This window comes from Pelagicoccus sp. SDUM812005 (assembly GCF_031127875.1).
Taxonomy (GTDB): Bacteria; Verrucomicrobiota; Verrucomicrobiia; order Opitutales; family Opitutaceae; genus Pelagicoccus.
Genome location: NZ_JARXIA010000014.1, coordinates 19,587 through 32,693, shown reverse-complemented (window position 1 = coordinate 32,693; position 13,107 = coordinate 19,587). Strand labels below are relative to the sequence as shown.

Annotated in this window: 10 protein-coding genes; 6 read left to right on the top strand and 4 right to left on the bottom strand. The window is 60.9% G+C overall.

Translation table 11 applies throughout. The annotated features are described in order from the left end of the window. The first annotated feature begins 61 nt into the window (after positions 1–61). Entirely contained in the window at positions 62–2,149 is a 2,088-nt protein-coding gene (locus tag QEH57_RS15930) for a glycoside hydrolase family 52 protein (RefSeq protein WP_309007756.1), read from the top strand. Positions 2,150–2,173: 24 nt separating this feature from the next. Here the strand turns inward: QEH57_RS15930 and QEH57_RS15925 are convergent, their stop codons facing one another. Continuing rightward, positions 2,174–3,355 (bottom strand): aldo/keto reductase, encoded by a 1,182-nt coding sequence (locus QEH57_RS15925; protein WP_309007755.1) that lies wholly within the window; start codon positions 3,353–3,355, stop codon positions 2,174–2,176. A gap of 224 nt (positions 3,356–3,579) precedes the next feature. Here QEH57_RS15925 and QEH57_RS15920 point away from each other — a divergent pair, with 224 nt between their 5' ends. Both QEH57_RS15920 and QEH57_RS15915 read left to right on the top strand, forming a co-directional pair. Then, on the top strand, positions 3,580–5,160 hold the full coding sequence (locus QEH57_RS15920) for an aldehyde dehydrogenase (NADP(+)) (protein WP_309007754.1): 1,581 nt from the start codon (positions 3,580–3,582) through the stop codon (positions 5,158–5,160). Between the two features lie 35 nt (positions 5,161–5,195). Next, positions 5,196–7,166, top strand: coding sequence for a YjhG/YagF family D-xylonate dehydratase (locus QEH57_RS15915; protein ID WP_343224798.1), 1,971 nt, complete (start codon positions 5,196–5,198; stop codon positions 7,164–7,166). 1 nt (position 7,167) lies between these two features. Here QEH57_RS15915 and QEH57_RS15910 read toward each other — a convergent pair whose 3' ends face one another. Beyond that, positions 7,168–7,992 carry a hypothetical protein gene (locus QEH57_RS15910; protein ID WP_309007752.1) on the bottom strand — a complete coding sequence of 275 codons (825 nt, stop codon included), beginning with the start codon at positions 7,990–7,992 and terminating at the stop codon, positions 7,168–7,170. Positions 7,993–8,128: 136 nt separating this feature from the next. On the opposite strand from QEH57_RS15910, the gene QEH57_RS15905 reads away from it, so the two are divergent. Together QEH57_RS15905 and QEH57_RS15900 are read left to right on the top strand one after the other, a co-directional pair. Continuing rightward, positions 8,129–8,518, top strand: a complete 390-nt coding sequence (locus QEH57_RS15905) for a Dabb family protein (RefSeq protein ID WP_309007751.1) — start codon at positions 8,129–8,131, stop codon at positions 8,516–8,518. A gap of 171 nt (positions 8,519–8,689) precedes the next feature. Continuing rightward, positions 8,690–10,099 (top strand): MBL fold metallo-hydrolase, encoded by a 1,410-nt coding sequence (locus QEH57_RS15900; protein ID WP_309007750.1) that lies wholly within the window; start codon positions 8,690–8,692, stop codon positions 10,097–10,099. 4 nt (positions 10,100–10,103) lie between these two features. Here the strand turns inward: QEH57_RS15900 and QEH57_RS15895 are convergent, their stop codons facing one another. Further along, positions 10,104–11,003 (bottom strand): rhomboid family intramembrane serine protease, encoded by a 900-nt coding sequence (locus tag QEH57_RS15895; RefSeq protein ID WP_309007749.1) that lies wholly within the window; start codon positions 11,001–11,003, stop codon positions 10,104–10,106. Between the two features lie 130 nt (positions 11,004–11,133). Here QEH57_RS15895 and QEH57_RS15890 point away from each other — a divergent pair, with 130 nt between their 5' ends. Then, positions 11,134–11,973, top strand: coding sequence for a S1-like domain-containing RNA-binding protein (locus tag QEH57_RS15890; protein ID WP_309007748.1), 840 nt, complete (start codon positions 11,134–11,136; stop codon positions 11,971–11,973). Between the two features lie 337 nt (positions 11,974–12,310). On the opposite strand, the gene QEH57_RS15885 is transcribed toward QEH57_RS15890, so the two are convergent. Next, positions 12,311–12,934 (bottom strand): hypothetical protein, encoded by a 624-nt coding sequence (locus tag QEH57_RS15885; RefSeq protein WP_309007747.1) that lies wholly within the window; start codon positions 12,932–12,934, stop codon positions 12,311–12,313. Between the last annotated feature and the right edge of the window lie 173 nt (positions 12,935–13,107).

Sequence of the window (13,107 nt, the reverse complement as noted above, 5' to 3'; positions counted from 1 at the left end):
TGATGACTTTACCAATTGAGTTTTAGGCCTAGCGTGGTCTCCCTTTCGATTCGAGACCGCTATGAGACCAGAAAATCCCTCCTTCCACGCGCACCATTCTCCCATGGGCGCCCTCGCTTCCTTCACCTGCGGCGCCCACGGCGCCAAGTGCGGCATGGGTCTCGAACTCTCCGGTCCCTACCCAGGAGCCCTCTCCGTCGGTTACCACGACGCCTCCGGCACCCTGCACCTGCTGCCGCTTTTCGAAGGCTCCGACTCCTCCGAAGCGGAACGCTACGTCGAAGCCGGGGAAGGCGCCGGCGGCAAGCAACGCATCCTCAAGGACGTGAGCCGCGAATACCTCTGGGCCACCGACCGCATCTCCGCTCCCGGCGTCACCTTCGAGATCGTCACCCCCTTCTTCGCCATTCCCGACCCGAAATACGCCTCCCCCACGGAGCTAGCCTTTTCCAGCTGCCCCGTCGTGCAGGTATCGGTGACCTTTAAGAACGACGGCGATGCCCCGATTCGCGGCCTCTTCGCCCTTGGCATCGACCACCGCTGGAGCAGCCTTTCGGAAGCGACCAACGGCGCCCTCATCGGCGCCAGCAGCCGCGACCAAATCGGATTCGCCACCCAAAACGAAGAAGCCTCCTGCTGGATGGACTTCGATCCGATTTCCGCGATGAACCGCAAGCACAACACGCCGGAATTCCTGCTCGGCCCGACCGCGGGACTGGAAATCTTCGTGCCCGCCGGCGAGGAACGCACGCTGGAAATCACCCTCGGGTTCTTCAAAGCCGGGGTCGCCACCTACAACCGGGCGATGTCCTACTACTACACCCAGCACTTCACTAGCTTGTCTCAAGTTCTTGAATACGGGATCGCCGCTCGCGAAGAGTACATCGAGCTGTCCAAGGAGCGAGACGAGGAGCTCGCGAACTCCAAGCTCAACGACGAGCAAAAGTTCCTCATCGCCCACGCAACCCGCAGCTACTACGGATCCTCCCAATGGCTCTGGGACGGAAGCCAATCGGTTTGGGTGGTCAACGAAGGCGAATACCTGATGATGAACACCTTCGACCTCACCGTCGACATGCTGTTCTTCGAAATGCGCTTCAATCCCTGGACCGTACGCAACGAACTCGAACAGTTCGCCAGCCGCTACAGCTTCTACGACGAAGTCTTCGACCCGGCCGATCCGGACACGCTCTACCCCGGCGGTATCTCCTTCACGCACGACATGGGGGTTATGAACCACTGGAGCCCCGCGGGACGTAGCTCCTACGAAGTAGGCGGACTGGACCGGGCCTGCTTCTCCCACATGACCTGCGAACAGCTGACCAACTGGGTCCTCTGCGCCGGCGTCTACTTGTCCAAAACCCATGACGAAGATTTCCTGCGGCGCTACCGCCAAACCTTGGTCGAGTGCTTCACCTCCCTGCAAAACCGCGACCACCCGGACCCCGCCCAGCGTGACGGCATCATGAGCTTCGAGTCCTCCCGCACCCAAGGCGGCGGCGAGATCACCACCTACGACTCCCTCGACCATTCCCTCGGCCAATCTCGCCGCAACATCTACCTCGGCGGCAAGATGTGGGCTTCCTACATCGTGCTCGAAAAGCTCTTCGAATTGAGCGAACTCGACTCCCTTTCCCAAGAAGCGAGCGCCGCCGCCGCGCTGGCCGCCAAAACCCTTACCGCCGGTTACGATCCAAAACTTGGATACATACCCGCTGTGCTCGAACCGGGCAATACGAGCGCCATCATCCCCGCGATCGAGGCCCTCGTGTATCCCTACGTGATGGGTCTGACCGAGGTCACGAGCGAAGACGGTCCTTACGGCGACTACATCAAGGTCCTGAAAAAGCACCTACGCCACGTCATCGATTCCGGCATCTGCCTCTACGAGGACGGAGGCTGGAAGCTCTCCTCCTCCGCCGACAATTCCTGGATGTCCAAGATCAACCTTTGCCAATACGTTGCCCGGGAGGTGCTCGGCTTCGACTTTGGAGCCGCCCAGTTCAAGGCGGACCAAGCCCACGCCCGCTGGGAGCGCGAAGGCTCCAAGCTCAGCGCCTGCTCGGACCAGTTCCATTCGGGAGTGGCCCAAGGCTCGCTCTACTATCCTCGCATCGTCACCAACATCCTCTGGCTCACCGAAAGCTAGAGGATCGAAAGGGCGAAAGCCGCTTCAGCTTTCGCTCAAGCGCTTGAGTTCCGCTTCGTCGAACAGGGCGTGCGCCTCGTCGAGGATATCCACGATCTGGTCGGCGAAAGCGCTGTCCGCCACCTTCTCGCGCATTTCGGCTCTGTCGTAGTCTTTTGCCTTGTGCCCGGGAAACCAGTGTTCCGCATTGCCGAGAAGGTTGTAGCGCATCTTGCCCCACTCCACGATGTCGAGGGATTTGGCATAGGTGTACAAACGCAGGATCTCCTTAACGTTTACACCGCTCGGAAGCTCCTCCCATTCAGGAATCCCCTTCCACCAGCCAGCGCACCATTCCGCGCCTAGCACCTTATCCATCTCCGCCCGCAGCTTGTCCTCGATCGGTTGCATCGTCTCCTTGGCCGTGTCGTAGTAGTCGAGCATTTCGAGATGCGTATCGAAATCCTGGGGACAGCTCACGCCCATGCTCAAAGTGTGAACCTCGGGACGGGCCAAGCAGAAGAGCGCGTTCCACTGCATCGGGTGCAGGTCGCCGCAAAGCTCCACCAGCTTCTCCGAGGGAGCGTAGAGCTTCCCGCCCTTGTCGTTGGGGCTGATAATAAAAACGCCCATATCCTGCTGGTTCGCGATCTCGATCGCCTCCCAGTTAAGTTCGTTCACGAAGTACCAATGCACGTTGCAGCAGTCGAACAGGCCGCTGGCGTTGGCCTGGCAAATCACTTGGTTGCTGGCATGCGTCGAATAGCCGATGTGCCGGATGCGGCCTTGTTCCTGAAGCTTATGGGCCACTTCCATGCAGCCTCCATCCCGCAGGACCCAATCCAGAATCTCCGCGTTGTTGATACCGTGAAAGGAGAACAGGTCAATGTAGTCGGTTTTCAGATACGCCATCGACTTTTCGAAGTTCTCCAGAAAGACCTTCGGATCGGGATCGGGCGCGACCTTGGTTTGCAGGATAAGCTCCTCGCGCTTGAACTGCGGCAGGACCATGCCGAGCTGCATTTCGGACGAGCCGTAGCCACGGGCCGTTTCGATATGGTTGGAGCCGACTTCCAGGGAAAAGCGGACCGCCGCTTCGAGGTTCGCCTGCCCGCCTCGCTTGAGGTCCTCCATCGGAATATCCGACCAGCTCTGCTGAAACCGCATGCCTCCGCAGGTGATTACCGGCATCTTCAACTCAGTGCGTCCATATCTGCGATACTTCATAGGTCATAGACTGCTGTCTAAATTTATAACCAAGGCCATAAAAAACGGATTCCGACGGGGGAGCCGTAATCCGCTCTCACTATTTAACGCAGTCGAGAAGTCGTTGCCTCCACAGGGTTCGAATCCCTTTACTCGCTTTTTTCCCGCATTTCATTAAGACTGCTTTCTACGCAAACCTAAGATCCAGACGGAACCCGTCTTACCATTCCAAGACCCCATTAAGCATGCAAAAAATCCTTTTCAACGGATCCTGGACCGAATCCGAAAACCCAGCCTCCCAATTCCACGCCGTCAATCCGAGCATCCAGGAAGAGATTTCCGAAAGGGCCTTTCCCGAGTCGAGCTGGGAGGAAATCGAGCGTATGGTCGACGCCGCCTTCGAAGCCTCCGAAGCCCTCTTCGAACTGGCCCCCGGAGCCTACGCCGACTTCCTCGACTGCTACGCGGATAAGATCGAAGCCGCCAACGAGCAACTTGCCGCAGCGGCCCACGAAGAAACCGGACTGCCCGTCGCCCCGCGCCTCGCAGAGGTGGAAATTCCTCGCACTATAAACCAACTTCGCCAGGCCGCAGCTGCCGCCCGATCCGGCGACTGGGCTCGCCCGACCCTCGACACCGAAACCAATATCCACTCCATTCACGGCCCCTTGGGTGGAGCGGTGGTCGTATTCGGACCCAACAATTTCCCCTTCGCCTACAACGGGATCGCAGGCGGCGACTTCGCCTCCGCCATCGCTGCCGGAAACCCGGTCATCGCCAAGGCCCATCCCGCCCATCCCTACACCACCCAACTCCTCGCCGAGCTCGCCCAGGAAGCCGCTACCGAAAAGGGAATGCCGAACGGCACCGTCCAGCTCTTCTACGGGACCACTCCCGAAAACGGGCTCAAGCTCGTGGCCCATCCCAAAGTGGCCGCCGTGGGCTTCACCGGCAGCCGCCCCGGAGGCCTGGCCCTCAAGGAAGCCGCCGACAAGGCAGGCACTCCCATCTACCTGGAGATGTCCTCCGTCAATCCGGTCTTCGTATTGCCCGGAGCCCTACACGAACGCTGGTCCGAAATCGCCACCGAACTGCACGGCTCCTGCACCCTAGGCGCCGGCCAATTCTGCACCAAGCCGGGCCTCGTGGTCATGCAGGAGGGCAAAAAGGCGAACGACTTGATCGAGGAGATGAGCGAGAGCTTCTCCCAAACGCCTGCCGGAATTCTCCTTACCGGCGGCGGCCTCGAAGCCGTATCCAAAGCTGTCGAACAACTGAAAGACGCGGGAGCGGAACTGCAGGTCGGTGGAAAGGTCGCCGACACCGCCCATTTTGGATACGAACCGACTTTGCTGAAAATAAGCGGCGATGCCTTCCTGGAAAATCCCGCTGCCCTGCAAAGCGAAGCCTTCGGCCCCGTTTGCCTCGTGGTGCTCGCCAAGAACTTCACCCAAATGAAGGCCATCGCCTTCGCCCTGGAGGGCAATCTGACCGGCAGCATCTACAGCGATTCCCACGGGGGCGACGAACCAAGCTACGCGGAGCTTGCCAAAACGCTTCGCACCAAGGTCGGCCGCCTGCTCAACGACAAGGTCCCCACCGGCGTCGCCGTTTCCCCGTCCATGAACCACGGGGGACCGTATCCAGCAACTGGACACCCGGGCTTCACCGCGGTCGGCTTCCCAGCCAGCGTCATCCGCTTCAGCGCGCTGCACAGCTACGACAACGTTCGCGAACACCGCCTCCCGCTCGCCCTGCGCAAGAAGAACCCAAGCGGTTCCCTCAACCGCTTGGTGAACGGCAAGTGGACCACCGCCGACGCCTAACTCCCCCCGTGCCCCAAGAAATACCCCTTGCAAGCATTCTCCCGAATGCTGACTCGATCGCCCGCACCCGCACTTCCGGCAAGGCCCCGGAAGGGCGCCTGCCCGTATCCGAAGAACAACTTCGCACCGCTCCCAGCGGCGACCTCTTCGGGCTGACCCAAAATGCCGGAATGGGCTGGCGGGCCTCCGAAATCGGGCGCGATCCCTTCCTTATCGTCAGCACCTCGGGCGGGCTTCGCGACGCCGACGATTCGCCCATCGCCCTCGGCTACCACACGGGCCACTGGGAAATCGACAAGCTGGTTCGGGCCGCCGCGGAAACCTTCACCGCGAACAAGGCCCTGCCCTTTGCCGTCAGCTGCAGCGACCCTTGCGACGGTCGCTCCCAGGGCACTCAAGGCATGTTCGACAGCCTTCCCTACCGCAACGACGCCGCGATCACCATGCGGCGACTGATCCGCTCCTTGCCGCGCCGAAAAGGCGTGCTGGGGATCGCGACCTGCGACAAAGGCCTGCCTGCAACCCTGCTCGCCCTGGCCGGTAGCAGCGACCTGCCTGGCGTCATCGTACCGGGCGGCGTCACCCTGCCGGCTCCCGGAGCCGAAGACGCAGGAAAGGTCCAAACCATCGGAGCTCGCTTCGCCCACGGCAATATCACCTACGACTACGCGGTCGACATGGGCTGCAAAGCCTGCGGCTCGCCGGGTGGCGGCTGCCAATTTCTCGGCACCGCCGCCACCTCCCAGGTCGTGGCCGAGGCCCTGGGAATGAGCCTGCCGCACAGCGCCCTTTGCCCCTCGGGCGAACCGGTCTGGTTCGACCTGGCAAAGCGCTCCGCCCTGGCCCTGCTCAACCTCTCGGCCAAGCAAATTCCGCTTCGGGAAATCCTTTGCGACAAGGCCATCGAAAACGCCTTGCACGTCCACGCCGCCTTTGGCGGCTCCACCAACCTCTTGCTGCACATCCCGGCCATCGCCCACGCCGCAGGACTCCGCCTCCCTGTAGTGGAAGATTGGACACGGGCCAACCGCGCCACTCCGCGACTCGTCGACGCCCTGCCCAACGGCCCGCGCAACCACCCCACCGTACAAGTATTCATGGCCGGCGGCGTGCCGGAAGTCATGCTGCACCTGCGCGAAATGGGATTGCTGCACCTCGACGCGCTGACCGTGACCGGCCAAACCCTCGGCCAAAACCTGGACTGGTGGGAACGCAGCGAACTCCGCTCCGCCACCAAGCAACGCCTGAGCGAGCTGGACAAAGTCGATCCGGACGCGGTCATATTCGGTCCGGACAAGGCCCGAGCCGCCGGCTACAGCTCCGCGCTCGTTTTTCCAACCGGGAATATCGCTCCGGACGGATCGGTCATAAAGGCGACCGCCATTGACCCGAGCCTGATCGACCCACACAACCGCTACCTCCACACGGGCCGCGCCCGCGTATTCTCGCGAGAGTCCGACGCGATCCAAGCGATCAAGAAAAAGGAGGCAGGCGGAATCGAGCAAGGCGACGTGATCGTGCTCGCAGGCTGCGGTCCGGCGGGCACGGGCATGGAAGAAACCTACCAGCTCACCTCCGCCCTCAAGCACCTGCCCTGGGGAAAGCACATCCCCATCCTCACCGACGCCCGCTTTTCCGGCGTTTCCACTGGAGCCTGCATCGGACACGTCGGCCCGGAAGCCCTGGCAGGCGGCCCTGTCGGAAAACTGCGAGACGGGGACCTCATCGAAATCCGTGTCGATCGCAACGAACTTTCGGGCAGTATCCACTTTATCGGGACAGATCCTAAGCAGCAACTGGCTCCCGAAGAAGGCGCCGCAGTCCTCGCGGAACGCGCCATAAACCCCATCCTCGCGCCGCATCCGAACCTCCCCGCCGACACGCGTCTCTGGGCCGCCCTGCAAGCGGCTAGCGGCGGAACCTGGGCCGGCAGCGTCTACGACGTCGACAAGATCGTCGCCACCTTGGAGGCGGGCCGCCAAGCCTTGGCAAAGAAACGCTCCTAACTCAGCCCTGCTTCCCGAAAAAGCGGTCGAGCCGCGGCTGCGCCCCGCTGCCCGCTCGGACTACGAAGGTATTCCCATCGTCCAACCAAAGCGTCAGGTACTTGGCGCCCGAACCATAGTTGACGCGGCTCACGTCGCTCAACTCGTAGCGAAGCCTGCCGGTTTTACCCCGGGGCTCGATTTCAATGGTCTTGCCGGAGAATCGTATCCGTTTGGGAAAGCGTCGCCAACTCAGCGCCACTCCGCCCGCAAACCCAAGCCCCATGCCAAACCCTAAGAGCCCCAGCAGAGCAACCCCGGAAAGCCCTGCCGGAAAACCAAGGAACAGCTTAAGCGACAGCAGCAAGCCCCCGAGCAAAACGGCGAGCAAGTAACCAATTCCAAAGGTGTCGGAAACGGTATTGATCAAAAGCAATTCCTGCGACTCCGCCACAAGGCCGCCCGGCTTCGGCCAGGACTTGGCAGGCTCCCGGTCTTCCCGAGTTTCAGCTTCCGTCACAGGATCGCTTCCCGGCTCCGCGCTCGCTTCGATTCGCTCAAAAAGGCGGCGGCAATCCTCCGGAGCCCGCTCCCGCAGCTCCGCCCACGACCGCTTGCCCGCCTGCACGCGTTCGAACTCGAAGCTCAGCTCGTACAGCTGCTCGTAGCGTGCCTCGTCGATCTGCAGGTCCCAGCCGCAACCGCTGCAACCGAAGGAATACGCCTTACGACGCTTCGAATCCGTCTGCAAGCAGAGGCTGAAGGTCCGGTCGCCGTGGCAGCGAGGGCAGCTAAGGCGAGCGCAGGCAAGGCCAAGGTTTTTGTAGCGGTGAAGGTTTTGCTTCATAAAAGGCGCTCAAATTGCTGTTTAGCAAAAGAATGAGCGCAATCGAGAATTTGCAGCAATCAGCGTCGCGAAAGCAGCGTTTGCATTCGGTAGCGGCTCTTTCTATGCCAGCTAACTCCTTATCTTAGATCCTATTATGAAAAAATTACTTCTCGCACTCGTAAGTCTAGTCTCCTTTGCCTTCGCCAGCACCCAATTGAGCGCCGCCCACCACGAAGGGCACGACGCCGTCACTCCCGGCACCGTGATCCACGTCGTCACGGTTTCCTGGAAGGCGGACGCCACCGAAGAAGGCATCAAAGCCGCCCTCGACGGAGTTGTTACCCTCGCCAAGGAATACGACGGCATCGAGCGGGTTTGGATCAAAACCATCAAGGCCCAAGGCAACCGCAGCCACGCCTTCGTGATGGAATTCAAGAACGCCAAGGCCCTCAAGGACTACGCCGGTAGCGCCGCCCAGAAGAAGTGGTACGAAGTGTACTACCCCGTTCGCGAAGGCAGCACTACCTTCGATATCACCAACTAAGCTTTCGTAACAAACTTTCCACGCCCAGTCCGCCCGCTGCCCCGCAGCCGGCGGACTTTTTTTTGGTTCGCCCCCATTGCCTTGGTCCCTAGAACGGCGCCACCCAAGAAGCGCTTGGCAATCGACTCGCGTCGCTCGCAAAGGCGGAGGAACCGCTATAGGTTGATAGCGATGTCATCCTCAAAAACGATCCTTCGCTTCCTCGGCGCCGCGGGTACCGTAACCGGCTCCCGGCACCTCATCGAAACACGCGGCAAACGTATCCTCGTCGATTGCGGCCTCTTTCAGGGCCCCAAGAGAAATCGGCTAAAGAACTGGGATCCCTTCCCGGTCGACCCGGCTTCCATCGACTGCGTGCTGCTGACCCATGCCCACGTCGACCACATCGGCTACCTGCCGCGCCTCGTAAAGGACGGCTTCCGCGGACGCGTCTACGGCACCCATCCCACCATTGACCTCGCCCGTATCCTCTTGGCCGATACAGCTCACCTGCAGGAGGAGGAAGCCAAATACGCAAACAAGAAGGGCTATTCCAAGCACAGTCCCGCACTCCCGCTTTTTAACCGAAGGGACGCGGACCGGGCCGGAGACCTGCTCTACGGCGTTTCCTACGGCGACGAATTTGCTCCAATCGACGGCATCGTCGGAAAATACCGAGACGTCGGACACATCCTGGGATCCGCCTTCCTCGGCCTCAAAACGACCGACCGCAGCGACGGTCCCAAAAAGCTGCTCTTCTCCGGCGACATAGGACGACCCCGCGACAGCATCCTACGGCCGCCGTCCCAACCTTACAACGTCGACTACCTCGTCATGGAATCGACCTACGGCGACCGCCTCCACTCGCCGGACAACGTGCGGGCCGAGCTGGTGGAAGCGCTACAGAAGGCCTTCAGCCGCAATGCCCCCGTTATGATTCCCTCCTTTGCCGTGGGCCGATCTCAAAGCCTGCTCTATCTCATACGCGAGCTGGAGGAGGACGGCTCCATCCCCTCGGTCCCCATCTACCTCGATTCCCCCATGGCCCTCAAAGCCCTGGAAACCCACCAAAACCATCTGCGCGACCTCAATCTCACCTGCCGGGCCAAAGCCCTCTCTGGCACCGACATCTTCCGGCCTCGCCAACTGCACCTGATCTCCCACCAACGGGATTCCAAAGCCCTCTGCAAAACCACCGACCGCTGCATCATCATCGCCGGAAGCGGCATGGTAGCCGGCGGCCGCATCCTGCACCACCTCCGGCAGAACCTTCCCAATCCTCTCGCGACCGTGCTCTTCGTCGGCTACCAAGCCGAAGGAACCCGCGGCAGAGCCCTGCGGGACGGCAAGCAAAGCATCCGCATGTTCGGGCAAGACATCGCGGTACGCGCCCACATCGACGCGATCGACGGCTTCTCCGGACACGCGGACTACCTCGAAATGCTGGCTTGGCTCATGGCCTTCAACAAGCCGGTCAGCCGCGTCTTCCTCACCCATGGCGAACCGGAGGCTGCCAGCGCCCTGCAAGCTCGCATCCGCGAGGAATTCAACTGGCCAGTGAGCGTCGCCGAAGAAGATACGCCCTATACCATCGACTTCTGAAGCGCTAGAATACGCCCAGAGCCAAGCACCAACTCGCAGCCAGGCCAGCCACCGTCAGCGCGAGCAGAAGCCGTTGATGCCAGGACCTCAGCTTCGCGGCCAACCCCAACCACGCTGTACCCACGCTCAGGATACAGCCGTATCCAAAAGCCCAGAAATGCCCCGCCACATCGGTCGGAAATTCGCCGCCCCCCATCCAAGCGAAGGCTACGCAGCCGCCAAAGAAGGGTACTAGCCAATCCCTCGTTTGGATACCGACCTTCGAGCGCAGATAAGCGCCGACTGGATAGCCGGCGAGCAAGCCCAACGCCGCGAAAACTGCGGTCGACGCTCCCAGGGAGGAAAAGGCATCGCCCGCCCGCAGCCAGGCGTTGCTCAGGTTGGCCAGGCTCGCCGACAGCAATACCAGAGTCCAGGCCAGGCCGCCACCCATGTATCGGCAAGCTAAATACGCGAAGATGCTAAGCCCTAGCATATTGCCCGCGAGGTGCCCTAAGTCCGCGTGCATCGTCACCGCCGTGACCGTCCTCCACCACTCTCCTTGCAGCAAGCCCGCGCTGCTGTTTACCGCGAGCGGCACGATCTTCGGAAACTCGTTTTGGCAGGCGAATACGGCTATCAATAGACCGATCGCCGCTGCGGTAGGCAGCTTGCTGGTGGACGGGGCCGAAAGATCCAGCGAACGAGGCGGCCAAAAGCGGTTCCGCGACGCCGTCAAATCGACTTCGCCCTTAAGCTTCCTCGCGTCCGCCCCCATCACCACCAGCAAAAAACGTCCCTCCACGAAGCGCACCCAGTACGGATGCCCGCAAGCCAGCACCGCAAGCCCTGCGTCGTGGGCTTGCCTCGCCGTTCCGTAGCTGCCGATCACGGCCAGGGCCTCTTCCTCGACTTTCTCCTCCATCTCCGGCGGCAATCTGCCTACGCGCCCCTACAGAGCCAAGACTTAAGTCCCCGCTCTGCCGCCCTGCCAGTCGCCCGCCGCCTGAGAGTGCTTGCAGAAAAGGATGCGACTGCTCAGCGTCCCTCTCCCTATGGCAGAACTCGGAAAACGGAACACATTGTCGATTCTCAACGAATCCCCACACGGCCTCTATCTCGACGGCGAAGAGCTGGGCGATATCCTTCTGCCCAACGCTTTCGTTCCCAAGAACATCACCCCCAACCAGAAGCTTTCCGTCTTCGTCTACCTCGATTCCGAGGACCGCATCGTCGCCACCACCGAAACGCCGCTCGCGGAAGTGGACCAGTTCGCAGCCCTCAAGGTGGTGGAGGTCAACGAAAAGGTGGGCGCCTTCCTCGACTGGGGTCTGAGCAAGGACCTCCTGCTTCCCTACCGCGAGCAGAAGGGACGCGTGCAGGTCGGCGACACCCGCGTCGTCCGTATCTACGTCGACGACGCCAGCGGACGCATCGTGGCCAGCGAAAAGCACGCCCGCTTCTTCAGCAAGTACCGGGCGACCTACAAGCCGCAGGAGCAGGTGGACCTCATCGTGATCGGCGAAACCCCGCTTGGCTACAAGGCCATCATCAACAGCTCCCACATCGGCCTCCTCTACGACAACGAGCTCTCCGAGCCGCTCACGGTCGGGCAAAGCTTCAAAGGCTACGTCAACAAGATCCGCCCCGACGGCAACATCGACTTGCGACGCGACCCTTCCGGCTACACCCGAGTCGCCCCGCTCGCCGACCAAATCCTGCAAGCCATCCGCGACAGCGGCGGCACCCTCATGCTCGACGACCGCTCGCCGCCCGAAGCCATCCGCGAAGCCTTCGACGTCAGCAAGAAAGCCTTCAAGCAAGCGCTCGGAAACCTCTACAAGCAGCGCCTGATCAGCTTCGTGCCCGGCGGCGTGCAGTTGGTCGAGAAATAAGCCCTCCCGCCCCTGGCTCGATTTCCGCGGCGAAAAAGGAACCGCGGCACCGATTTCGCTTCCACCCCTAAGGTTCTCCCTTGGCGGCATCTAGGGAACACCCCAGCGACACGGTTGAACGTCCTAGCCACGCTTAGGGATAGCACAGAGGAGATGCTTCGAGCTCCGATTTTTTCTCTAAAAAAGCCCAATTTATCCTGAACATTTCGAGCGTTCGGACGTCTTACAAAGCATGGACATCGCTTAGCGAGTCCACTTATGGGGTAACAAAGAAAACAATGGCGGATCGCTTAGGGGTAGGCGGTCCGCCTTTTCTTTTCCCACCTTCGCCAAGCGCCTAATGCGCGGCTGCCACCAGGTCGCTTTTCGCCGCGGCCTCCGCCGACTCCAGGAAGAAGTCGCCAAACTTGTAGGTGTAGCTCGCCGGCACCAGATTGCTGCGAATCTCCTCCATCCCCGAGTAGAAATGCAGCTGCTCCGGCATCTCGTAGTCGAGCTTCTTGAAAAGGGTGATCAGCTTCGACTTCCCCGCCTTGATATCTCCGATCGACTTGACGCTGTAGGCCGCCTCTCCAAGGCGATCGTAGCGCATGATGAAGTAGGCGTCCGTGATGTCCTCGCTAGCGGTGACCCGGGCTGCGAACTGAAACCAGCCTCGATCCGAAGTGAAGCGCGGAGCCCCGTCGGAAGTGACGACTCCCGAACGAATGTTCTCCAAGATTTCGACCTCCAAGTAGCCGTCGCTGAAGTGCGTGTTGGAAAGCATCGTCAGCTTCTCCGGAGCGCTCTTCAGCAAGCCGTCTCCAGTAAAGCAATACGGAGCGCCCCCTCGTACTTCGTAGACCGGAAGCCAAGCTCCGTCCTCTAGGCAGTGCAGCGTGCTTTGAGCGTTCAACGAGAAACTCGAAGCGAGGCAAAGGGCTAAGCCAGCAAGGCCATTTCGAAAGTTTCTCGGAGTCATTTTCATAGAGCGTCGGTGTACCAATACTATCGTCTCAAATTCCCTATTTTCAACGCGTCGAGGCCCTATTGATACATAAGTTACAACTGTCTAACACCTCCTTTACAGCATCCCGTAAAGGGCCCTACTTCCTCCCCCCTAGCGGCCGCTTCCCATACGTAGAAGGCCCTCGT

Bases quoted from the DNA above. Each gene is read 5' to 3' on its own strand.
- QEH57_RS15930 (WP_309007756.1), top strand. From the start codon at position 62: ATGAGACCAGAAAATCCCTCCTTCCACGCGCACCATTCTCCCATGGGC.
- QEH57_RS15925 (WP_309007755.1), bottom strand. From the start codon at position 3,355: ATGAAGTATCGCAGATATGGACGCACTGAGTTGAAGATGCCGGTAATC.
- QEH57_RS15920 (WP_309007754.1), top strand. From the start codon at position 3,580: ATGCAAAAAATCCTTTTCAACGGATCCTGGACCGAATCCGAAAACCCA.
- QEH57_RS15910 (WP_309007752.1), bottom strand. From the start codon at position 7,992: ATGAAGCAAAACCTTCACCGCTACAAAAACCTTGGCCTTGCCTGCGCT.
- QEH57_RS15905 (WP_309007751.1), top strand. From the start codon at position 8,129: ATGAAAAAATTACTTCTCGCACTCGTAAGTCTAGTCTCCTTTGCCTTC.
- QEH57_RS15900 (WP_309007750.1), top strand. From the start codon at position 8,690: ATGTCATCCTCAAAAACGATCCTTCGCTTCCTCGGCGCCGCGGGTACC.
- QEH57_RS15895 (WP_309007749.1), bottom strand. From the start codon at position 11,003: ATGGAGGAGAAAGTCGAGGAAGAGGCCCTGGCCGTGATCGGCAGCTAC.
- QEH57_RS15890 (WP_309007748.1), top strand. From the start codon at position 11,134: ATGGCAGAACTCGGAAAACGGAACACATTGTCGATTCTCAACGAATCC.
- QEH57_RS15885 (WP_309007747.1), bottom strand. From the start codon at position 12,934: ATGACTCCGAGAAACTTTCGAAATGGCCTTGCTGGCTTAGCCCTTTGC.